Genomic DNA, 21,008 nt, shown 5'->3' on the forward strand with positions numbered 1-21,008 from the left:
AATCGAAAAAGCCCGCGTGACCAAGCGGTCACGCGGGCTTTTTCATGCCTCAAGCGCATCCTAAGCGCCCTAGCCCATCGCGGCGCTTGACCCTGCACCGGGAAGCAGATGATCCATCCGCATGGCTGGTTGATCACAACCCGCCTCACCCACGATCCGCGCGGGCACACCGGCCACCGTTTTGCACGGCGGCACTTCTTCCAGCACCACGGACCCCGCCGCGATGCGCGAGCAATGACCGATACGGATATTGCCCAAAACCTTGGCCCCTGCCCCGATCAGCACGCCGTCACCGATCTTGGGGTGACGATCCTCGGTCTCTTTGCCAGTGCCGCCCAGTGTGACGGAATGCAGCATCGAGACATTGTCGCCCACAACAGCCGTCTCGCCCACAACGATAGAATGGGCATGGTCGATCATGATGCCTTGGCCAATACGGGCAGCGGGGTGGATATCGACCCCGAACACCTCCGAGACGCGCATCTGCACGAAATAGGCGAAATCGCGGCGGCCCTGTTGCCATAGCCAATGGCCGACACGGTAAGCTTGCACGGCTTGAAAGCCTTTGAAAAACAACAATGGCTGGATATAGCGATGGCAGGCTGGATCGCGGTCGAACACGGCCATGATATCGGCGCGTGCGGCCACGCCAAGTGCCGCATCGGCGGCATAGGCCTCATCCGCGATCTCGCGCAAAAGCTGCTCGGACATCTCGCCCGAGGCAAGCTTTTGCGCCATGCGATAGGCCAAGGCTTTTTCCAAAGTCCCATGATGCAACACGCAGCCGTGGATCATGCCGCCCAAAAGCGGCTCATCGGCCACGGCCTGTGCGGCCTCTTCCCGGATACGGCTCCAGACGGGATCGACCCCGGCCAGTTTGGGTTGCAGCTTTGCCATGACCATGACCTCCGTTAACTCCAAGCAGTCATACGCCAAATAGGCGCGTCGGTCCATGAAGGAAGCAGCCAGCGCAAAAACCTAGACCGGTACAGGTAGGCTGAGATTGGCGTAGTGGATGACCAACCGCACTGTGCCGCCCGTGAGCCTCCCCATCTGAATTGGTCCACCGTTATGTTTAGGAGACGGAGGACAAGGAATGGCGAACAAGCGGCACAAGCCCGAGGAAATAGTTCAGAAGCTACGGCAGGTTGACGTGCTTGTCGGGCAAGGAGTGCAGCGCGTGGATGCGATCCGCGAAGTGCGCATAACCGAACAAACCTATTACCGCTGGCGCAAGCAGTATGGCGGTATGGGAACCGACCAACTGAAGGAACTCAAACGTCTCCAGAAGGAGAATGAGCGACTACGCAAAGCCGTATCGGATCTGACGCTGGACAAGCTCATTCTGAAGGAGGCTGCCCGGGGAAACTTCTGAGCCCCGTCCGCCGGCGCGCCTGCATTGATCTGATCCGAAGTCAGATGAAGGTATCGGAACGCCGGGTCTGCCGGGCACTGGGGCAGCATCGATCAACGCAAAGGTATCAGCCGCACGGCAGGGCAGATGAAGACCGGCTTGTAGCGGACATGATTGAATTGGCTAGGCAGTACGGCAGCTACGGCTATCGTCGCGTTGCGGCGTTGTTGAGAGACGCGGGCTGGCAGGTCAGTGATGGCCGTGTCGAGCGGCTGTGGAAACGGGAGGGGCTGAAAGTGCCGCCAAAACAACCGAAGAAGTCGAGGCTCTGGCTAAACGACGGGTCATGTATCCGGCTTCGGCCTGAGCATCGCAACCATGTCTGGAGCTATGACTTTGTCCATTGCCGTACCGATGATGGCAAGGCGTTCCGCACATTGAACATCCTCGATGAGTTCAGCCGGGAATGCCTGACAATCCGGGTGAAGCGCAGGCTGAACTCGACGGACGTCATCGACGCCCTGACTGATCTGTTCATCTTACGCGGACCGCCGGCATTTGTGCGAAGCGACAATGGCCCTGAGTTCGTTGCGAAGGATGTCAGGGGCTGGATCGAGGCAGTAGGCGCGCGAACAGCGTTTATCGAGCCGGGCAGCCCTTGGGAGAACGGTTATGTCGAGAGCTTCAACGCCCGGTTCAGAGATGAACTGCTGAACAGGGAGGTCTTCTACTCCCTGAGAGAAGCACAGATCGTCATCGAAAACTGGCGCAAACACTACAATACAAAACGCCCCCACAGCGCCTTGGGATACCGGCCTCCAGCACCGGAAACCATCGTGCCAATAGACCAGCGGCCAATTATGCACTAACAATCAAACCGGACCAGTCAGAGCAGGCTAGGCAGACCGCCTCCAACAGCTCAGCCCGCCCCTGCGCTTGGTTGGGGCGCGCCAAAAGCGACAGGATCGGGTGCACATCCATACGCTGCGCATCCTCGCGGCAGATCACGGGCAAGGCCGCCGCCGCCTCGGCGATCAAGCGCACGGCGCGAAAGCCCACGGGATTGCCCTGAAAGCCGTTGCGCGTCAGCGAAACCGTATCGCGCGGGCTCCAAGCCACGCGCCCAACGCTTCCCCAAACCGCCACGCGCGCGGCTGCCGATGCCTTTCTCTCAACCTGCGTTTCCTTGCCCTTATGAAATAATTTCAAACCCATGCACCGCACTCCTCAGGCAGAAAGAAAGACAGGGCAGCCCCAAGGTGCGCCCCGTGCCGACCCCGCGGGGCCATGGTTCATTCCAAAAATCGACCTCGGCTAGATCGCCCGGATCTGCGGGCTCAAGGCCCGCATGCCGGGTCGCAAAAGCCCATCGGTCAAAGCCCAGACCAAGGCGTCAAGTCGGTCAGGGCTGCCCCCACCCTCATAGCCACGCAGGGTCATCAGGCACATCTCGTCTTCCAGCATCGCCAACCCGCCCAGATGGCGCACCCGCCCCCTGCTCGTACAAAGCCGCGACAGGCTCGGCGCGCGCGGCCTTGCCGATGACCGCGCGCACAGGGCGCAAATTCACATGCGGATCGACCTGCCGCATGATCAGCCCGACCATATCGCCGCCCTGATTGACCTCGGCCACCATCCGCGTGGCCCCATGCCGATGATAGGCCGCCGCTGCAGCCTCGGCCCAAGCCATGGGGCTTGCGGCCTTGACGCTGGCATCTTCCAGCACGACCGCGCGCCATTCATGCGGACCACCAATCTCTTCGATTGCCACCGCCACGATCCCACAAGCATCCGAGCGGGCATGGCCCGTCACCGGCGGATCAACCGCGATGATCACCCGCGCGTCTTCGGGGGCGTGATCAACCCTAAGCCCGTCCAACATGGCCCGCGTCCACAGCGCATCCTGCGCATCTTCCAATAGCTCGCCATCCAACTCCTGCCGGCCAAGCCGTGACTTGCCATAGCGCGCACGCACTTCGCGCAGGAAACTGGGCGCAAGATTGGCCCGGTTGGCCTCGGTCGCGGCTTGCGTCACCACCGTGCTGTTGCGCTGCAACAGCGATTTCAGAACCGCCACATTGCGCGGCGTCGTCGTCACCACCTGCCGGGGATGATCGCCCAACCGCAAACCGAATTGCAGCATATCCCACGTCTCTTGCCCTTTCGGCCATTTCGCCAGCTCGTCGGCCCAGGCCGCGTCGAACTGCGGCCCGCGCAGCGCCTCAGGGTCATGCGCCGAATAAAGCCGCGCCTCCGCCCCGTTGGGCCATTCCAACCGCCGCTCACCGGCAATCCAGCGCGGCGCACGGTCAGGCGGCGAACAGGCAATGATCCCGCTCTCGCCCTTCACCATCACCGCCAAGGCCTGATCATAGGTTTCGCCCACCAAGGCCAGCCTGCGCGCCTGCCCCGGTGCCGCCGCCGTTGGCCCCTCGACCATGGCGCGCACCCATTCGGCACCCGCCCGCGTCTTGCCCGCACCGCGCCCACCCAAGATCACCCAGCTGGTCCATTCCCCATCGGGCGGCAACTGATGGGCCAAGGCCCAAAACTCGAACACATAGGGCAGCGCCGCCAAAGCCTCGTCACTCAACCCCTTCAGAAACGCATCCATCGTCGCGGGTGGCGCGCAAGCGAGCCAATCTGCGCCCGATCTCAGCACGGGCAGAATCGAGATCAAGCTGCCCTGTTCCACGTCGTGTATATCTCTGGCTTCCTGCATCACGCGCTTTCACCTCCACCTGAAGCGCAGTCTGAAAGGCGGCGGCAACTGCGCGCACATCCTTGACCACCTCGGTTGCATCGCCTTTGGGTGCCGCGCGTGCCGCGTCGAGCGCGCTCTCCAACAGCTCGACCGCGACCTCCAGCGCTTTATAGGCCCGCGCCACTGTCCGGTCGGCCTGGGCGAGATCCTCACTCTCGGTCATGTTGTCGATCATCGAAGAACCTCGCGTGGGAAACCCTCCCGGACACGAGCAGCACATGAGTTCGGATCAACGCACCTGTTTTGCACGTCAGGCACAAAAAACGGCCAGAGGATCAAACCCCGGACCGTTGCCCATGTATTCCAGCTTGCCAAAACAGATGCCACGGAGCGCACGGCGGGTCAATATGTTTTTTATTTACAAAGGGTTAACAGCGATTTCCGTATTAACACCTTGGTAATAAACGCCCCCGCCTCACTGGCCCGATGCGGCGCGCTCTGCTTCGATCTGCCGCCAGCGCGCGACATTTCTGTTATGTTCATCAAGGGTTTCGGCAAAGGCATGCCCCCCCGTCCCATCCGCCACGAAAAATATCAGATCGGTGTCCTCAGGGTTCACCGCCGCCTCGATTGCCGCGCGTCCGGGGTTGGCGATGGGCGTCGGTGGCAGCCCATCGATGACATATGTGTTCCATGGCGTCTCTGCGCGCAGTTCGCTGGCGCGAATTCCGCGCCCCAAAACACCGCGCCCTTCGGTGATTCCATAGATCACCGTCGGGTCCGTCTGAAGCCGCATGCCCCGGTTCAGACGATTGATAAACACACTCGACACCAGCCGCCGTTCCTCAGCCACGCTGGTTTCCTTCTCGATGATCGAGGCAAGGATCAACGCCTCCTCCGCACTGGCCAGCGGCAGACCATCTTGCCGATTGGCCCAAGCCGCCGCCAAGATCGCCGCTTGCGCCGCGACCATATCGTCGACAATCGCTTGCCGATCCTGCCCGCGCCGCACCTCAAAGGTATCGGGCGCCATCGCCCCTTCGGCCGGTATTTCTGCAATCTCGCCCGACAAGAAATCGGCGGCGCGCAAACCCTCGACGATCTGCCAACTGGTCAGCCCCTCGGGCACCGAAACACGATAGGCAATGGGCGATCCATCCGAGATCAAGCTGGAATAGACCTCTGGCACCCCATCCTCATAGGCGAAATCGGCCAGCGCCACGACCTCACCAGACCCCGGCACGCGTTCGCGCAGCCGCAACTCGCCGCTACCCTCAAGCCGCAACACATAAGTCGCCGTATAGCGATAGGTCGACGGCCCGCCCGTCGTCACGATCGCCAGCACCTCCTCCATCGAGGCACGTGGCGGGATCTCGTAATTGCCGAACCGCAGCTGACCGGCCATATCGGCGTAATCAGCACCCAACCGAAACAGCATCGCCGACGAGATTACCCCCGCCGCCTCCAACTGCTCCGACACACGCCTCAGCGTAGCACCGCGCGGCACTTCGAAAAACGCCGCTTCCGTCAACGGGCCTTGAGCACGAAATTCCCGCTGGCCCCACGCGATTGCCCCCGCCAAGGCGATCAAAACAATGATCAGGAAGCTCATACCATTGGCGGCGACACTCTTCCACATCAGCGCGTTACACCCGTCCCATGATCAAGCAGGCATTGGTCCCGCCAAAGCCGAAGGAGTTGGATTGCACGATGTTGATCTCGCCCTTCTGCGCGGCATTGGCGCAAAGGTTGATCGCGGTCTCCGCCGCTGGATTATCAAGGTTGATCGTCGGCGGTGCGATCTGATCACGAATGGCAAGCATCGAGAAAATCGCCTCAATCGCGCCAGCGGCACCCAGCAAATGGCCGGTGGCCGATTTCGTCGATGACATCATCACCTTGGCCGCGTGATCGCCCATCAGACGCTCAACCGCACCAAGCTCAATCGTGTCGGCCATGGTCGATGTGCCATGCGCATTCACATAGTCAATCGCCGAAGGTGCCAACCCCGCCCGCTTGAGCGCCGCGCGCATCGCGCGCTCCGCCCCTTCGTGATTGGGTGGCGGCGCGGTGATGTGATAGGCATCGCCTGACAGCCCATAGCCCAAGATCTCGGCATAGATCTTAGCGCCGCGCGCTTTTGCATGCTCGTATTCTTCCAACACGACCACACCCGCACCTTCGCCCATCACGAAACCATCACTATCGGCATCCCAAGGACGGCTGGCTTTCTCCGGCTCATGGCCGCGCTTGGTCGATAGCGCCTTGCAAGCGTTGAAACCCGCGATCCCGATGGCGCAAATCGGGCTTTCGGCACCGCCCGCCACCATCACATCGGCGTCACCCCATTGAATCAGCCTTGCCGCATCACCAATCGCATGCGCCCCCGTCGAACAGGCCGTCACGACCGCATGGTTCGGCCCCTTGAAACCATACCGGATCGACACCTGACCCGAGATCAGATTGATCAGCGCGCCCGGCACAAAGAATGGCGAAACCCGGCGCGGCCCTTTTTCTTGCAGCGTGATCGAGGTATCGGCAATCGACGAGAGCCCCCCGATCCCCGAGCCGATCAAAACGCCCGTGCGCTCTTGCCCATCGGTATCGCTGGGCATCCAACCCGAGTCTGTCACCGCCTGCACCGCAGCAGCAACACCATAAAGGATAAATTCATCGAACTTGCGCTGGTCCTTGGGCTCCATCCACTGCATCAGGGTTGAAGGTGCCATCGCTGCCATCACCGCGCGGCAATTCACAGGCATAGGTCGTTGCATGACCGGTGGTGTCAAAGCGCGTGATCGGCCCTGCACCCGATTTGCCCGCCAATAGGCGTTCCCAAGTCTGTTCAACACCGCAAGCCAGCGGCGTCACCAGCCCTAGCCCCGTCACAACCACTCGACGCATGCCCCTGAGCCCCTTTGTCCAACATCTCGACTGTGTATTCTGATACCGCGCCCAATGGTACGGGCGCAATCCCTCGCCACCCTATGACAGCACGGCCAATGCGAAACGGCCCTTGCATCGCTGCAAGGGCCGTTCGGATCATCCGATCAGAAATCGGCTTATTGTGCGCCTTCGATGAATTTCACCGCGTCGCCAAAAGTCTGGATCGTTTCGGCCGCATCATCGGGGATCTCGATGCCGAACTCTTCTTCGAAAGCCATGACCAGCTCGACTGTGTCGAGCGAGTCGGCACCCAGATCGTCGATGAACGAGGCGTTTTCAGTCACCTTGTCTTCCTCGACGCTCAGGTGCTCCACCACGATCTTCTTCACGCGCTCTGCGATGTCGCTCATCTTAATCCTCGTTCGTTACGGTGCCGCTTGTCTTCCGGCGCCTCGTTTGCACTGTGCCTCTCGGGCCGCTCATGGGGCGCCCGTACAGGCCACGCCCTTGCCTGTCGGAAACGCTCGCCTCCCCGACAAATCTGCGCCGCCTATAGCATAGTACAAAACGAAGGCAACTGCCTTAGCGTCATCGCGGCTTGATCCGTTACACCATCGCCATGCCGCCATTCACATGCAAAGTGGTCCCCGTCACGTAACCCGCCTCGGCACTGGCCAGATACAGCGCTGCCGCTGCGATCTCATCGGCATGGCCCATGCGCCCCGACGGGATCTGAGCCAAGATCTTGCCCTTTTGATCCTCGTTCAGCTTATCGGTCATCGCGGTTTCGATGAATCCGGGCGCGATGCAGTTCACCGTGATGCCCCGGCTGGCAACCTCATAGGCAAGGCTTTTCGACATGCCCACCATCCCCGCCTTCGAGGCGGCATAGTTCCCCTGCCCCGGATTACCCGTCGCGCCCACCACCGATGAGATATTCACGATGCGGCCCCAGCGCGCCTTCATCATGCCGCGCAACACCCCCCGGCACAGCCGCATGGTCGAGGTCAAGTTTACCTCGATCACCTCGGCCCATTCTTCATCCGACATCCGCATGAACAGGTTATCGCGCGTGATCCCCGCATTATTGACCAAGATATCGACAGCGCCCATCGCCTCAATTGCTTGCTTGGGCAAAGCCTCGACCTCGGCGGCATCGCCCAGATTACAGGTCAAGACATGCGTCCGCGCGCCTAACTCACTGGCCAGCGCCTCCAACGGGGCCAGCCGTGTGCCCGACAAGGTCACACTCGCCCCCGCACCATGCAAGCAACGGGCAATCGCCGCACCGATCCCGCCCGAGGCACCCGTTACCAATGCCGATTTTCCTGTCAGATCAAACATGTTTGCCCCTCTCCGCCCTTCAATTCGCTGTCAAAAGACCAAAGCGCGCTAGATCCGCGTCGGTCAGCAAGTATTCATCACGCGTCGCCCGCATCTGTCGCATGAAATCGGCAAATTGTGTGCCGCCCAACATGCTCGCGACCAAACGCTGACGATCGGCATCGGCGGCGATACTGCGATCCACGCTCACACCGTTGCGCTGCTGCAAGGCGTCGGATTGCAAGACCAGCGCGCCACCCGCGCGCCTGCGCTCTGCCCCGCCCAAGAAAAGCAAGATCGCGTCATTAACGACCGCTCCTTCGATCTGCGTGTGCAACCCCGCCGACCGGATCAGCCCGGCCATCTGCGCGGCCCAAACCACATCATCGGCCCCCGGCATATCACCCAAGGCAATTGCCGCGATCTGGGGGTTTTCTTCCATCATCCGCTGCAACTTGTCAGCCGCCGCCCCATTCACCGGCCCCGACAGATGCAACACCTGCCCCTCCAGCCGAAAGGCTGTGGCACCCGATCCGGCAAGCTGGATCAATGCCGCACCCCCCAAGACAAAGGCCAACACAACCGCAGCTATGATCGCAAGCCGCTTACCCATCGCGCAGGCTTTCGGCAGCGGCGCGCACCTCATCGGCGGTGCCGATACTGCGCGTTTCAACCTCGCGCGCAATCCGCTTGACCATCCCACTCAGCGCCTTGCCTGCGCCGATCTCCCATGTCTCGGTAACGCCGTTTTGGGCCATCCAGCCGATGCTTTCGCGCCAGCGAACCCGCCCCGTGACCTGTTCGATCAACCGCGCCCTGATCTCGGCCGGGTCACTGCCCGCGCAAGCCGTGATATTGCCCACCAAGGGCACTAATGGCGCGCGCAAATCTACTTCGGCCAAGGCTTCCGCCATCGCATCGGCCGCCGGTGCCATCAAGGCACAATGAAACGGTGCCGAGACCGGCAGCAACAAGGCGCGCTTGGCACCTTTTTCCTTCGCGATCTCGACCGCGCGCAGGACAGCCGCCTCATGGCCAGAGATGACCACTTGCGCCGGGTCATTGTCATTGGCCGCCGCGCAAACCTGATCTTGCGCCGCCTCTGCGGCAATCGCGGCCACGGCGTCGAAATCCAAGCCCAAGATCGCCGCCATCGCCCCTTGGCCTGCAGGCACCGCTGCCTGCATCGCCTCCCCGCGCAACCGCAAAAGCCGCGCTGCATCGCCAAGCTCCAAAGCACCCGCCGCCGCCAGTGCCGCATATTCCCCAAGGCTATGGCCCGCCACGAAAGCCGCCGCCGTGACCGTCACGCCCTCTGCCTCCAAAGCCGCCATCACCGCCATGGATGTCGCCATCAGCGCAGGTTGTGCATTGCGCGTCAGCGTCAACTGATCCTGCTCGCCCTCCCAGATCAGCGCCGAAAGCTTCTCTCCCAAGGCATCATCAACCGCGTCAAAAACCGCACGCGCTTGCGGATATGCCATGGCCAGATCGCGCCCCATGCCGATGGTTTGCGCCCCTTGGCCGGGAAAGAGAAAAGCTCGTGTCATGCGCGACCCCTCGTTTTGCTGGCCTCATGGGCTAGCGCAACCAAGACCAAGGCGCAACGCGCAGCTTGGGATTTTTGGCGTTCCGACGCCATGGCGCAAGATGCACCCTCGAGGACACTAAAAAAGACAGGCGGTTTATTGCGTCCAGCTCGTGTGGAAATAGGGTGCCTGTACCTCGTCGCGGACATTTTCACTATAAACGCTGAGCCCGGATTGCCCCAACTCCAGCGTCGCAATGGCCAAGCCAGTGGCCGCCGCGCAAACCACCACCCAATCAACCGTCACCGCCCCATCTTCGGCGCGAAGAAACGCCAGCATCAAGGGCTGCGTCTTTGATATCGATCTGCGCATTGCAACACACCCGCCAATCGACGGCTCCAAACAGAATCACTCGCCCCCGCTCTACCCGTCAGAATTGGTGAAATTAAGGCAATCGCCCAACCCGGCTTGCGCGGTGCGCCGCCACAAGGGCTTGCCAGCCCGGCTCACGCGGTGTAAGCGCGGCACATCTTCGCCACATGTCATATGAACGGCGTTCTCCCTCGTGGTCCGGGGGGCGGAGATGTGACACCCCGGCCTTTGAAAGACGCTCGCAACAGAACTGGAGTTTCCATGCCTCTCTATGAGCATGTGATGATTGCGCGCCAGGATCTCTCCGGCACGCAGGCTGAAGGGCTGGTTGAGCATTTCGGCACCGTCCTCAAGGACAATGGCGGCAATGTCGTCGAGACCGAATACTGGGGTCTCAAGACGATGGCCTACAAGATCAACAAGAACCGCAAGGGTCACTATGCCTATTTCCGCACCGATGCGCCCTCGGCCGCCGTGCAGGAAATGGAACGCCTGATGCGCCTGCATGAAGACGTGATGCGCGTCATGACCGTCAAGGTGGAAGCCCATGAAGAGGGTCCGTCGGCGCAGATGCAAAAGCGTGATGACCGTGATCGCGGCGACCGTGGTGATCGCGGCGACCGCGGTGATCGTGGTGATCGTGGTGATCGTGGCGACCGTGGTGATCGTGGCGACCGCGGTGATCGCGGCGACCGTCGCTGAGAGGAAGGAAAGAGATCATGGCATCTAAACCGTTTTTCCGTCGCCGTAAGTCCGACCCTTTCGAGGGCGAAGGCGCACCCAGCATCGATTACAAAGATGTGCGCCTGCTTCAGCGCTACATCTCCGAGCGTGGCAAGATCGTCCCGTCCCGCATCACCGCAGTCAGTGCAAAGAACCAGCGTAAGCTCGCGCAAGCGATCAAGCGCGCCCGGTTCCTCGCCCTGCTGCCCTACGCCGTCAAGTAAGGAGACAGACGATGCAAGTCATCCTACTCGAACGCGTGGCCAAGCTTGGCCAGATGGGCGAAGTCGTGACCGTCAAGGATGGTTACGCGCGCAACTATCTGTTGCCGCAGAAAAAAGCGATGCGGGCCAATGACGCCAACCGCGCCGCTTTCGAAGCGAAAAAAGCCCAACTCGAAGCCCGCAACCTCGAGACCCGTAAAGAAGCTGAACAGCTTGCCGCCCGTCTTGACGGCCAGCAGTTCATCATCATCCGCTCGGCATCTGACGCAGGCGCGCTTTACGGCTCCGTCACCACCCGTGACGCGGCAGATGCGGCAACCGCTTCTGGCGTGACGGTCGATCGCAATCAGGTGCAATTGCTGCGCCCGATCAAGGATCTGGGCCTGCACGCCGTCCGCGTCGTGCTGCACCCCGAAGTGACGCTCGAGATCGTGCTCAACGTCGCACGTTCCACCGAAGAGGCAGAGCTTCAGGCATCGGGCAAAACGATCCAAGAACTTGCCGCCGAGGAAGAAGCCGCCGCTGAATTCGAGATCGCCGAACTCTTCGACGATCTGGGTGGTGCGCAACTCGACGACGAGGGCGGATCGAGCAACGACAACTAAGCGAACGCCAAACAAAGATCTTAGGCCGTATCCCCTTGGGATGCGGCCTTTTTCGTCCCGGACAGCTGAAACAACACCTAACCCTAGCGCACGGCACAGCGCTCACAGTAGGGCATGCTGAGCGATGGTGCCGGATCTGGCCTGATAGAAAAGGCTAGCAAAAGAGAAAATCATTGCGTTCTTGCGGCAATGATGCAAGATAATGCCTCAAAGAAGGGCGTCACGCCTATAAAATAAGCAGTCTGGAAATTCGCTGGATACCCGAACATGCTGGAAAATCTAGCAGTCCGCATTTGGGAAAATACGCCAAAGCTATCAATCGTATTTTGGCTAGCCACTGCGCTAGGTTACCTCATTGGGGTAATGGCCATCGTGTCATTTCTTTCTTCTGACTACAGCCATCTTGATGCAATAGGTGCAGTGGGAGAGCGCGCAGCTTTTCACCTCAGCGTGGTGCGATTGATCTTTGTCAGCATAATACTGGTTGTTTTCCCAATACTACTCTTTACGTCCCTACGCCGCCTTTTCTATTTCATGGTAGGCATCACGGCTTGGGTGGTCATCATTTATATCGACGATGTTTTAGTGCTTTATGAGATCATGCAACGCCCTCAATCAGCTATGGTGAGTATTGTTTGTCACCCTAAGGCCATTTGCTGATAATTGGCCTCCTGTGGATGTGCTTTGAGTTGAACATGCGACTCAAAAACGGATCATGAACCGCATGAACAAGAAGCTAAATGATGAAGAATATCATGCATTTCTTCAGATGTTTGATGGGCAATCGGTACAAATTCGGCGCCTATCAACGCAGACAAAATCTTTTATATTTCTCATTCCATTTTGTGAACTTATACTCACTAAGCTTTATTTGTATATTTTTTCTCATGTCGCGGATGTTTGTCGACCTGATCGACAAAAGTATTTTCACCGATGGATATATCGCTGTACTGAATGCAAGAGCATATGCATCACTTTGGCTACTGGCGGGATTGAACATCGCTTATCTACTTTAGTTTCTATTTCCGCTTCTTCGTCGTGCTTATGCTGATGTATCTCTTGAATGCGACAATTGATCAGACCCTGCTTTTTTACATGCATTACAACTTTGAACAAACGCCAATCCTTTTGACCTTTTATTTCACAAGGCCGTTTCTTATTTTGGCATTACTCGTGACGCTTTTCAGATATAAAGAAGAAAAATAGGGCGATGTAGATCCGCCACTATCCATTGAAATCTTTTTCTACGATAAGTTAATGAGATAACCGGTGAGAAATTGCGTGGCCTGCTTCCTTTTCGAAACTTGCCACGCAAGACCTCCATTATTTCAACCGACTTCCAGTTGTTCTCGGCCCATCAGGCCACGCACACAAGATGTCAGTTGGCCCAAGTCTCCATTTCGACCGTAGCCTGGCAATTGCTGTTGCCATCATAGGTACCCATCCAAATATCCAACCGTCCGTTGAGCATCCCGGTATTATAAAGATCCAGCATCGGGTTCATGTTGCCATTGCTGTCATCATCGAAATACCAGCTTCCATCCGGGGTGCGGACGAGAAACACGGTATCGCAGGTCGATTGCCCCTGTATCTCCAACCTTGCGTAATCCTGCATCCCCGACAGGAAGAAAGTCAGGTTCGGCTGGGCCGCAAAAAAGCCCGAGGCAAAAATCGGCAGGCCGCACTGGCTCACATCTTGCGTACCGCCAGCGGCGACATAGAAATCGGTCGGGGTAAACAGGTTCGCCCCGGTGGTCGTAACAGGCACGCCTTGCAAGCCCGGATTGGGGCAGCCTTGCATCCCCATCGCAGGGGCGCTTGGTGCCATGCCGACCGCCGAGCGAAACACGACTGTACCTTGGCAAGCGGCGCCAGAAAAACTGCCAACCCAGATATCGACACGCCCATTCAACTGCGCGCCGTTCAAGACAATCTGCGGCTGCACCCCGTTGGGACCGTCATCATTGAAATGCCACTGCCCATAGGCATCGCGCATGATCATCGTGGGATCGCAATCCGATGCCGTCTCGGCGGTGAACTGGTAGCCATCCATTTGCGACATGTACAAGGTAAAGCTTGGCGCTTCATAGGCCATGCCATAACCAGTAATGCCGGGGCAGCCATCGATACTATGGTTGCCGCCGATCTGCGCGACATAGGCTTGCGGTGCCACGAGTTGCGGCCCTGTCACCGTCAAGGATGGCCCAACCAAATTGGGGTTCGGACAAATCGCAGCCGGAACAGGTGCAGGTACCGGTGCGGGTATCGGCACAGGCACAGGCACAGGGATCGGTGCTGGCATCGGCGCGGGCATCGGCAAGGGCGCAGGCATCGGTGCCTGCGCTTGCACGGGCTGTAGCGCAGATGGATCAACCGCACCCAGCGGCACAGCTGAAATGGGGCCGCGTGAAAACGGCGTGATCGGTGCAGCGACCGCCGCTTGCGCGATCTGCAACGTCGCTGGGCAACCGTCGTCGTTCAGGCTCCCGACCCAAACATCAACCGTCCCGTCCAAGGCTGCACCTGCGGCAAGCGTCAATCGCGGGTCCAGATTGCCATTGCCATCATCATTGAACCGCCAGCGCCCATCGGCACCATGAACCAGCAAGCTCGCGTCGCAATCCGAGGTCACGGCCAAAACAACATCATCTGTGGTTTGATCAGAAACGACAAAGGAATGATCGGGGGCTGCACCAAACCGACCAAATCCGAGTGCCGCCATATCGCAGCCTTGCAGCGCATGCGCGCCACCCGCGGTCAGTGCGCGTGTCTGCACCTGCGCCAATGATGTGCCGCATCATAACCCACCACCTCTGCCGATAGCCCAACATCGGGACAGGCCCAAGCAGCCGTTCCTGCGCTCAAAACACCGATCAAACCTAGTGCCACAACTCTCATTTGCCGTCCCTCTTGATCCCGCCCCATATCAGCACGGACATGGGGCCAATTCATTCACCGCTGACCGGGCTGTTTGGTCCACGACACGCCGCGCGGGCCACAAACGCCGATCACGCTTGACCCATCAAGATTACGCTGCCCTCTGAATTGACGCTAGGTGAATTCGTGGCGGCATCCGGTCCGCAACGAAAAAGGGCGACCCTGCGGCCGCCCTATTCCACCAATCCGATCAAAACCGGCGTGATTTATTCCACTTCCAGCGCGTCGACGGCTGCCTTCAGCTCATCCTTGGTCACGGTCTTTTCGCTGACATCGGCCAACTCGACGATGAAGTCGATGACCTTATCCTCGAACAGCGGCGCGCGGAGTTGCTGCTGAGCGGCCTGATTTTGCTGGATGAATTCAAAGAAGGCACGCTCCTGGCCGGGATACTGGCGGGCCTGCATCATGATGGCCTGCGTCATCTCGGCGTCCGAAACGGTCACCGCGTTCTTCTGGCCCAGCTCGGCCAACAGCAAGCCCAGCTTCACACGGCGCGCGGCCAGCTTCTGATGCTCATCGCTTGGCGTGATCTCGGGGTGATCATGGCCATGCACATCGGGGTTTTCTTCATGCCACAGCTGATGGGCGATTTGACCAGCCTCGGCCGCAACCAAGCTGGACGGCAGATCGACGGAAACCTGTGCATCAAGCTGATCAAGCAGCTTGCGCTTAAGAACCTGACGCGCAGCACCGGCATATTCGACGCCCATACGCTCGCTGATCTGGCCCTTCAGCGCCTCAAGGCTTTCGGCCCCGTATTTCTTGGCCAATTCGTCATCGACCGTTGCGGGAACGGGCTTTTTGACTTCTTTGACGGTGACGTCGAAGACGACATCCTTACCGGCAAGATGCGCGGCACCATATTCAGCCGGGAAAGTCACGTTGACGGATTTCTCGTCACCCGCCTTGGCACCAAGCAACTGCTCTTCGAAGCCGGGGATGAACGACCCTGATCCCAAGACCAGCGGGTAATCCTCGGCCGCGCCACCTTCAAAGGGCTCGCCATCAAGCTTGCCCACGAAATCGATCACGGCTTGATCGCCATCGGCGGCCTTGCCCTTCTTGGTTTCGAAATTCTGCGCGCTGGCGGCAAGATTGTTCAGCGCCTCGTCGATTTCCGCATCACCGGGCTTGGCGACCAGCTTTTCGATCTTGAGGGCCTTGAAATCGACCGCAGGGATCTCGGGCAGCTTTTCATACGAGAGCGAGACGATAATATCATCGCCCTCTTTCCAATTCTCGTTGGTCATCTTGACATCGGGCTGCATCGCCGGGCGATCGCCGCTTTGTTCCAGATGCTCTTGCATCGCGCCGTCGACAGCCTCTTGCATGGCTTCGCCCAAGATGCGCGGGCCAAACTGCTTTTTCAAAAGCGCCATAGGCACCTTGCCCTTACGAAAGCCCTTCATGGCGATCTCGGGCTGCGCTTCGACCAGCTTTTCGTTCACCTTCGCCTCAAGATCGGCACCGGTGATGGTGATCTGGTATTCGCGCTTGAGGCCCTCGGCCAAGGTCTCGGTGATTTGCATCGCATCCTCACGAAAGTCGGGGCCGGACCGGGCCGCAGCATGCAACCCAGGACAGCCCAATGGCGTCAAGAAATTTGCGCTCTTCTAGGGTTGGCAGCGGGGCACTGCAAGCCCAATCCGGCCCGCCCTGCCCTGTTTGCGCGCATCGGACACGGCACGCATAGCCAAGTCAGGTCGCTATCCGATGATGCTCGCCCGCCCAATACAATCATAGCGCGCAAAACCGGCCCGTTTCGCATCACGCGGGCTATAGATATTGCGCAGATCGGCCATATGCGGGCTTGCCATCTTCTTGGCCAGCTTCTTCAGGTCGAGCGCCCGAAACTCATTCCACTCGGTCAAGATGACGACCAGATCGGCATTCTGCGCCGCCTTGTAGGGATCATCGTGCCAGACCACGCCGGGCAACAGCCCCTCGCCCTCGCGCCGCCCTTGCGGATCGACCACCCGCACCTTGGCGCCACCGCCCACCAGCGCCGGCACAATGGTCAGGCTCGGGGCATCGCGCATATCGTCGGTGTTGGGCTTAAAGGTCACGCCAAGCACCGCGATGGTCTTGCCGTTGAACGAGCCGTCGCACAGATCTCGCAGCTTTTCGATCATACGGTGCTTGATCCCATCATTCACCCGGATCACCGTCTCCACGATGCTTTGGGGCACGGCATGTTCTTGACCAATCCGCGCAAGCGCTTGCGTGTCCTTTGGAAAACATGACCCGCCATAACCGGGGCCTGCATGCAGGAACTTGTTGCCGATGCGCCCGTCCAGCCCCATGCCCTTGGAGACTTCCTTCACATCCGCGCCCACCCGTTCACACAGCGCGGCGATCTCGTTGATGAAGGTGATCTTGGTCGCCAGAAACGCATTGGCCGCGTATTTGATCATCTCGGCCGATTCCAGATCGGTGGTGACAATCGGGAAATCGCGCAAGAACAACGGGCGGTAAATCTCGGCCAGCACCTCAGCCGCGCGCTCGGTCTGGACGCCGATCACAACCCGGTCAGGCTTCATGAAATCATCAATCGCCGCCCCCTCGCGTAGGAACTCGGGGTTCGAGGCGACGTCGAATTCCGCATCAGGCCGCGCCTTGGCCATGACCTGTTTGACCTTACGGTTGGTGCCCACCGGCACCGTCGATTTGGTCACGATCACTGCATAGCCGGTCAGCGCGCGCGCCACATCTTCGGCCGCCGCCATCACATAGCTCAGATCGGCATGCCCATCGCCGCGCCGCGTGGGCGTGCCGACCGCGATAAAGATCGCCTCCGCCCCATCAACCGCAGTCGCCAGATCGGTGGTGAAGGAAAGCCGCCCCGCCTCCACATTGCGCGCCATCAGCTGATCAAGCCCCGGCTCGAAAATCGGCACCTCGCCACGATTGAGTTTCTCGATCTTGCCCGGGTCTTTATCGACGCAGATCACATCATGCCCGAAATCCGAGAAACACACACCCGAGACAAGGCCAACATAGCCCGTGCCGATCATCGTAATACGCATGGAAAATACCCTGTCCTTGTCATGGCGCGCCGCCACTGCCCCGGTGTCGCCCAAAGGCGGCAAGGGATCAAGCAGGCGTACGCAATCAATTGCGCAATGTCACCCTTGCGCCAAACCCAGCTTGCGCGCGGATGACCTCTCTCTTGTTGTGCCGATATGACACCCCTGTGCGGCAAAGCTAAAAGTGGCGCGCTGCCACGCCATTGACCGCACGCAACACATCGCCGGGTTAAACCACAGGTCATGTGCGCCATCGCACGAGACCTTGATGCCATTGTGCGCTAGTTTCCAATCATCTTCAGGAGGAACACCCATGACCGATACGCAGCCGCGCAAGATCCAGACCCAAGGCGTGCATCACATCACCCTGATCGGTGCGGACCGCCAAAGCAGCATCGATTTTTGGGAAGGTGTGCTGGGCATGCCCTTCATCTTCGATCAACCAAATCTCGACGATCCCAAAGAGGGGCATCTGTATTTCGATCCGGGCGATGGGCGGCTGATCACTGTCTTCACCAATGAAAACCGCACCCCCGATGCCGCGCCGGTGCCCGAAGCGGTGGGCGGGCTGCATCACCTTGCCTTCAATGTCAGCCAAGCGACCTTTTCGCAAATCGCTCAACGCCTCGATGCGCGCGGCGTGCGACATTCGGGGCCTGTGGATCGCGGCTTTATGGATTCGCTCTATTTCCGCGATCCCTTGGGCCTCAGGATCGAGCTTGCATCTTATCGCTTCGCACCACCCGAAGGCATGCGCCACGCAGATGTGCTGCTCGAGGCCCACAAAATCCGCGTCGCGCGCGGCGACCACCATATCGACCGCACCCATCTTGCCGATGCCATCGAAACCCTCGTGACCCGCAGCCAAAACTCACTGTCTGAAGATCGCAGCGCCAAACACGGATACTAGGAGCAAAACGCTGAACGACATTCGCCGCTGACGCGGAATAAAGATCGGTTGCGCAGTCAAGACATATCCAGATTGGCCTTTCGCGGTAGGCGGCAGCTCAGTAACAGCAAGCCTATCGCGGCGACAAGTTCCGGCGCGCGATTGGCTGCCAAGCTACGGATTGGCTTAAGGCTGCGAAAGCAGGTCAAGCCAAAGCATTGCGGCAATCGCAAGGCCCAGCAAGGCTAGGGTTTCAATCACGACAATCGCCAGATGGCCCGCGCCCACAGCGGTCAATGACTTGAGCGAGGTCTTGATCCCCAGCGCAGCAATCGCCGTGATCAGGCAGGCGCGCGACACCGTATTCACCTGTGCGACCACATCTTGCGGCAAATCCACAAGGCTACCCAAGGCGACCAGCGCCAGAAACAGCGCCATGAACCACGGCACAAGGGCGATCTTGCCTTGGCCAGAATTCAGCCCCGTGGCGCGCAGCACCAAGACGATCGTAATAAGCACCAGCGGCAACATCGCCACGCGAAACAGCTTGGTGACGGTCGCGATCTCGCCCGCTTGGTCAGAGACCGAAAACCCTGCGCCGACCACCTGCGCCACATCATGGATCGTGGCGCCGATCAAAAAGCCTTGCTGCAAATCCGAGAAACTAAGCGCTTGGAACAGCAAAGGATAGATGACCATGGCGATGGTCGACAAAGCCGTGACCGCAATAACGGTGAAAAGCGTATTTCCCTCGGATTTGTCATTGGCCGGGATCACGGCGGCAATCGCAAGGGCCGCCGATGCGCCACAGATCGCCACAGCACCCCCGTCAGCAGCGCAAAACGCCATTTCCGACCAAAAAGCGGCGCGGCCAGAAAGCCCGTGGTGATGGTAAGCGCGATCAAGCCAATCAAGACACAGGCGCCCAGAACGCCGATCTGCGCCAGATCATCCAGCACGATCCGCATGCCCAATAACCCAACACCTAGCCGCAGAATGAACTTCGCGGCAAAATCAACGCCCGCGCGGCAAGTGCCATCTTGGTATAGAAAGTTGAAGGCCATGCCCAACAACAGCGCAAAAAGCATCGCTGGTGCGCCGTAATGAGAGGCAAGAAAAGCCGCCGCTGCCGCAATGGTGGCCGCCAACATCGCGCCGGGTAGAAACATCGCGGCTTTTGCATGCAGGCGGGCTAGCGACGGCATGGGTCTGCTTGGCGGCGAAAGCAGTGATGGGGCGCAAAACGCGGCATGGATGGCAAGATCCTTTTGTGACAGAGATTGGCCCGGCGTGAGGCTGGCAAAGCCGCATGGATTATCAGGCCGACATTATCCGACCTTGTTCATCCAGCCTGACGGCCTGCCCTGTTTGGGCCGCTTGCTGCGCGGCAAGACCCATCTGGACCGCCCACAGACCATCGTTCAGCCCAACCTCGACATGGCCCTGCCCCCGCACGACATTGGCAAAGCGATCATGTTGATAAAAGGTTGATCCGTTATGATCGCCCGCCGCCAACAAGGTGGGGTCAACCGGCACCTCGATCAAATGCGGCCCCTTTGGGCTGCGCGGGCTGACAATCAACTGCGGCACCGGCGGCGCGCCAAGATGTTCGGGCCAGAACCGGCCCGGACCCGGCACAAGGCACTCGATGCGCGCATCTGGCCCTACGGCGGTGATTTCTTCTTGATAGCGCGCACCCTCGGCGAACATGCACAATTCCAGCATCGCGCGTGCGCCCCGCGCGAAATCGACGATCACATAGGCATTGTCCCAGATATCAGAGGGTTGGCCATCATAGCGCTCGTCGCGGTGGTTCACATCTTGCCCGCCCGAGGCCATGATGCGCACCGGGTTATCTTGCAAGATCACCCGCATCAGGTCGAAGAAGTGGCAGCATTTTTCCACCAGCGTGCCGCCGGTCTTGCTGTTGAATCGGTTCCAATCCCCGACTTTCTCAAGAAAGGGAAAGCGATGCTCGCGGATTGTCAGCATCTTGATGCCGCCGGTCACCGCTTGCGCTTGTTCGATCAACGCGGCCACGGGGGGCATATAGCGATATTCCATCGCCACCCAGATCGGCGCCGGATAATCGAGCGTGGACAGCACGGCAAAATCGGCAGGGTCGGTGAAGACAGGCTTTTCAACCAAAATCGGCAAAGGGCGCGTGGCTGCGATCTCGCGGATTTGGGGCACATGTAGGTAATTTGGGCTGGCGATCAGCAGGGCATCCAAACCCGGACATGCCAAAAGCGCGGCGATGGAGGGCATGAATTGCGCATCCGGCACAAGTGCTGCAGCGCGCGCGCGCATTGCAGCATCAGGTTCGAAAATCGCGGCCACTTCGGCCCCGTCGATCAGCGCAAGGTTGCGCAGATGCTCTTGCCCCATCATGCCGCAACCGATGATGCCGTATCGTATCTTATCCAAGATCTT

Annotated in this window: 19 protein-coding genes and 4 pseudogenes; 6 read left to right on the top strand and 17 right to left on the bottom strand. The window is 59.5% G+C overall.

Annotated elements, in window-relative coordinates; all coding sequences use genetic code 11:
* Positions 1–69: 69 nt before the first annotated feature.
* Positions 70–897: a serine O-acetyltransferase gene (gene cysE / locus KG698_RS02930; RefSeq protein ID WP_213684044.1), complete on the bottom strand. Its 828-nt coding sequence runs from the start codon at positions 895–897 to the stop codon at positions 70–72.
* A 199-nt stretch (positions 898–1,096) separates the two neighbouring features.
* Here cysE and KG698_RS02935 point away from each other — a divergent pair.
* A protein-coding gene (locus tag KG698_RS02935; protein ID WP_213684045.1) for an IS3 family transposase occupies positions 1,097–2,223 on the top strand; the annotation gives its coding sequence in 2 pieces (ribosomal slippage) (positions 1,097–1,361 and positions 1,361–2,223; 1,128 coding nt in all).
* Positions 2,224–2,257: 34 nt separating this feature from the next.
* Here KG698_RS02935 and KG698_RS02940 read toward each other — a convergent pair.
* From KG698_RS02940 to KG698_RS15395, 11 genes and pseudogenes are all read right to left on the bottom strand, one after another.
* Positions 2,258–2,569: pseudogene (locus KG698_RS02940) on the bottom strand (phage portal protein); the annotation flags it as partial.
* Positions 2,570–2,668: 99 nt separating this feature from the next.
* A pseudogene (locus tag KG698_RS02945) lies at positions 2,669–3,968 on the bottom strand (DNA-packaging protein).
* A complete protein-coding gene (locus KG698_RS02950) occupies positions 3,940–4,293 on the bottom strand; it encodes a hypothetical protein (RefSeq protein ID WP_213684046.1) in 354 nt (117 codons plus the stop codon). Before KG698_RS02950 ends, KG698_RS02945 begins: the two are co-directional and overlap by 29 nt.
* Before the next feature lie 240 nt (positions 4,294–4,533).
* Complete coding sequence (gene mltG / locus KG698_RS02955) at positions 4,534–5,697, bottom strand: endolytic transglycosylase MltG (protein WP_213684047.1); 1,164 nt, start codon at positions 5,695–5,697, stop codon at positions 4,534–4,536.
* Positions 5,698–5,704: 7 nt separating this feature from the next.
* Positions 5,705–6,962, bottom strand: a pseudogene (fabF, locus tag KG698_RS02960) (beta-ketoacyl-ACP synthase II).
* 158 nt (positions 6,963–7,120) lie between these two features.
* Positions 7,121–7,354 (bottom strand): acyl carrier protein, encoded by a 234-nt coding sequence (locus KG698_RS02965; RefSeq protein ID WP_168624685.1) that lies wholly within the window; start codon positions 7,352–7,354, stop codon positions 7,121–7,123.
* 196 nt (positions 7,355–7,550) lie between these two features.
* Positions 7,551–8,288 carry a 3-oxoacyl-[acyl-carrier-protein] reductase gene (fabG, locus tag KG698_RS02970; protein ID WP_213684048.1) on the bottom strand — a complete coding sequence of 246 codons (738 nt, stop codon included), beginning with the start codon at positions 8,286–8,288 and terminating at the stop codon, positions 7,551–7,553.
* 19 nt (positions 8,289–8,307) lie between these two features.
* Positions 8,308–8,880, bottom strand: coding sequence for a hypothetical protein (locus tag KG698_RS02975; protein ID WP_213684049.1), 573 nt, complete (start codon positions 8,878–8,880; stop codon positions 8,308–8,310).
* Positions 8,873–9,817, bottom strand: a complete 945-nt coding sequence (gene fabD / locus KG698_RS02980; protein WP_213684050.1) for an ACP S-malonyltransferase — start codon at positions 9,815–9,817, stop codon at positions 8,873–8,875. The genes KG698_RS02975 and fabD overlap by 8 nt, the downstream gene beginning before the upstream one ends.
* 135 nt (positions 9,818–9,952) lie before the next feature.
* Positions 9,953–10,135: a hypothetical protein gene (locus KG698_RS02985; protein WP_213684051.1), complete on the bottom strand. Its 183-nt coding sequence runs from the start codon at positions 10,133–10,135 to the stop codon at positions 9,953–9,955.
* A gap of 84 nt (positions 10,136–10,219) precedes the next feature.
* Positions 10,220–10,342, bottom strand: a complete 123-nt coding sequence (locus KG698_RS15395) for a hypothetical protein (protein ID WP_300982834.1) — start codon at positions 10,340–10,342, stop codon at positions 10,220–10,222.
* An 87-nt stretch (positions 10,343–10,429) separates the two neighbouring features.
* On the opposite strand from KG698_RS15395, the gene rpsF reads away from it, so the two are divergent.
* The 4 genes from rpsF to KG698_RS03005 all read left to right on the top strand — a co-directional run bounded on the left by rpsF (position 10,430) and on the right by KG698_RS03005 (position 12,380).
* Positions 10,430–10,870, top strand: a complete 441-nt coding sequence (gene rpsF, locus KG698_RS02990) for a 30S ribosomal protein S6 (protein WP_213684052.1) — start codon at positions 10,430–10,432, stop codon at positions 10,868–10,870.
* 17 nt (positions 10,871–10,887) lie between these two features.
* Complete coding sequence (rpsR, locus tag KG698_RS02995) at positions 10,888–11,115, top strand: 30S ribosomal protein S18 (protein ID WP_213684053.1); 228 nt, start codon at positions 10,888–10,890, stop codon at positions 11,113–11,115.
* A gap of 11 nt (positions 11,116–11,126) precedes the next feature.
* A complete protein-coding gene (gene rplI / locus KG698_RS03000) occupies positions 11,127–11,720 on the top strand; it encodes a 50S ribosomal protein L9 (protein ID WP_213684054.1) in 594 nt (197 codons plus the stop codon).
* 267 nt (positions 11,721–11,987) lie between these two features.
* The gene (locus tag KG698_RS03005) at positions 11,988–12,380 is read left to right on the top strand and encodes a hypothetical protein (protein ID WP_213684055.1); all 393 of its coding nucleotides are present in this window, start codon (positions 11,988–11,990) and stop codon (positions 12,378–12,380) included.
* 718 nt (positions 12,381–13,098) lie between these two features.
* Here the strand turns inward: KG698_RS03005 and KG698_RS03010 are convergent.
* The 3 genes from KG698_RS03010 to KG698_RS03020 all read right to left on the bottom strand — a co-directional run bounded on the left by KG698_RS03010 (position 13,099) and on the right by KG698_RS03020 (position 17,686).
* A complete protein-coding gene (locus KG698_RS03010) occupies positions 13,099–14,496 on the bottom strand; it encodes a hypothetical protein (RefSeq protein WP_213684056.1) in 1,398 nt (465 codons plus the stop codon).
* A gap of 367 nt (positions 14,497–14,863) precedes the next feature.
* A complete protein-coding gene (gene tig, locus KG698_RS03015; protein ID WP_213684057.1) occupies positions 14,864–16,189 on the bottom strand; it encodes a trigger factor in 1,326 nt (441 codons plus the stop codon).
* 177 nt (positions 16,190–16,366) lie between these two features.
* Positions 16,367–17,686, bottom strand: coding sequence for a UDP-glucose/GDP-mannose dehydrogenase family protein (locus KG698_RS03020; protein ID WP_213684058.1), 1,320 nt, complete (start codon positions 17,684–17,686; stop codon positions 16,367–16,369).
* Between the two features lie 313 nt (positions 17,687–17,999).
* On the opposite strand from KG698_RS03020, the gene KG698_RS03025 reads away from it, so the two are divergent.
* Positions 18,000–18,596, top strand: coding sequence for a VOC family protein (locus tag KG698_RS03025; RefSeq protein ID WP_213684059.1), 597 nt, complete (start codon positions 18,000–18,002; stop codon positions 18,594–18,596).
* Between the two features lie 165 nt (positions 18,597–18,761).
* On the opposite strand, the pseudogene KG698_RS03030 reads toward KG698_RS03025, so the two are convergent.
* A pseudogene (locus tag KG698_RS03030) lies at positions 18,762–19,780 on the bottom strand (YeiH family protein).
* Between the two features lie 112 nt (positions 19,781–19,892).
* Positions 19,893–21,005, bottom strand: coding sequence for a Gfo/Idh/MocA family oxidoreductase (locus KG698_RS03035; RefSeq protein WP_213684296.1), 1,113 nt, complete (start codon positions 21,003–21,005; stop codon positions 19,893–19,895).
* Between the last annotated feature and the right edge of the window lie 3 nt (positions 21,006–21,008).

This window comes from Roseicyclus sp., assembly GCF_018402035.1.
In the GTDB taxonomy this organism is placed as follows: Bacteria; Pseudomonadota; Alphaproteobacteria; order Rhodobacterales; family Rhodobacteraceae; genus Roseicyclus.

Bases quoted from the DNA above. Each gene is read 5' to 3' on its own strand.
- cysE (WP_213684044.1), bottom strand. From the start codon at position 897: ATGGCAAAGCTGCAACCCAAACTGGCCGGGGTCGATCCCGTCTGGAGC.
- KG698_RS02950 (WP_213684046.1), bottom strand. From the start codon at position 4,293: ATGATCGACAACATGACCGAGAGTGAGGATCTCGCCCAGGCCGACCGG.
- mltG (WP_213684047.1), bottom strand. From the start codon at position 5,697: ATGTGGAAGAGTGTCGCCGCCAATGGTATGAGCTTCCTGATCATTGTT.
- KG698_RS02965 (WP_168624685.1), bottom strand. From the start codon at position 7,354: ATGAGCGACATCGCAGAGCGCGTGAAGAAGATCGTGGTGGAGCACCTG.
- fabG (WP_213684048.1), bottom strand. From the start codon at position 8,288: ATGTTTGATCTGACAGGAAAATCGGCATTGGTAACGGGTGCCTCGGGC.
- KG698_RS02975 (WP_213684049.1), bottom strand. From the start codon at position 8,880: ATGGGTAAGCGGCTTGCGATCATAGCTGCGGTTGTGTTGGCCTTTGTC.
- fabD (WP_213684050.1), bottom strand. From the start codon at position 9,817: ATGACACGAGCTTTTCTCTTTCCCGGCCAAGGGGCGCAAACCATCGGC.
- KG698_RS02985 (WP_213684051.1), bottom strand. From the start codon at position 10,135: ATGCTGGCGTTTCTTCGCGCCGAAGATGGGGCGGTGACGGTTGATTGG.
- KG698_RS15395 (WP_300982834.1), bottom strand. From the start codon at position 10,342: ATGACATGTGGCGAAGATGTGCCGCGCTTACACCGCGTGAGCCGGGCT.
- rpsF (WP_213684052.1), top strand. From the start codon at position 10,430: ATGCCTCTCTATGAGCATGTGATGATTGCGCGCCAGGATCTCTCCGGC.
- rpsR (WP_213684053.1), top strand. From the start codon at position 10,888: ATGGCATCTAAACCGTTTTTCCGTCGCCGTAAGTCCGACCCTTTCGAG.
- rplI (WP_213684054.1), top strand. From the start codon at position 11,127: ATGCAAGTCATCCTACTCGAACGCGTGGCCAAGCTTGGCCAGATGGGC.
- KG698_RS03005 (WP_213684055.1), top strand. From the start codon at position 11,988: ATGCTGGAAAATCTAGCAGTCCGCATTTGGGAAAATACGCCAAAGCTA.
- tig (WP_213684057.1), bottom strand. From the start codon at position 16,189: ATGCAAATCACCGAGACCTTGGCCGAGGGCCTCAAGCGCGAATACCAG.
- KG698_RS03020 (WP_213684058.1), bottom strand. From the start codon at position 17,686: ATGCGTATTACGATGATCGGCACGGGCTATGTTGGCCTTGTCTCGGGT.
- KG698_RS03025 (WP_213684059.1), top strand. From the start codon at position 18,000: ATGACCGATACGCAGCCGCGCAAGATCCAGACCCAAGGCGTGCATCAC.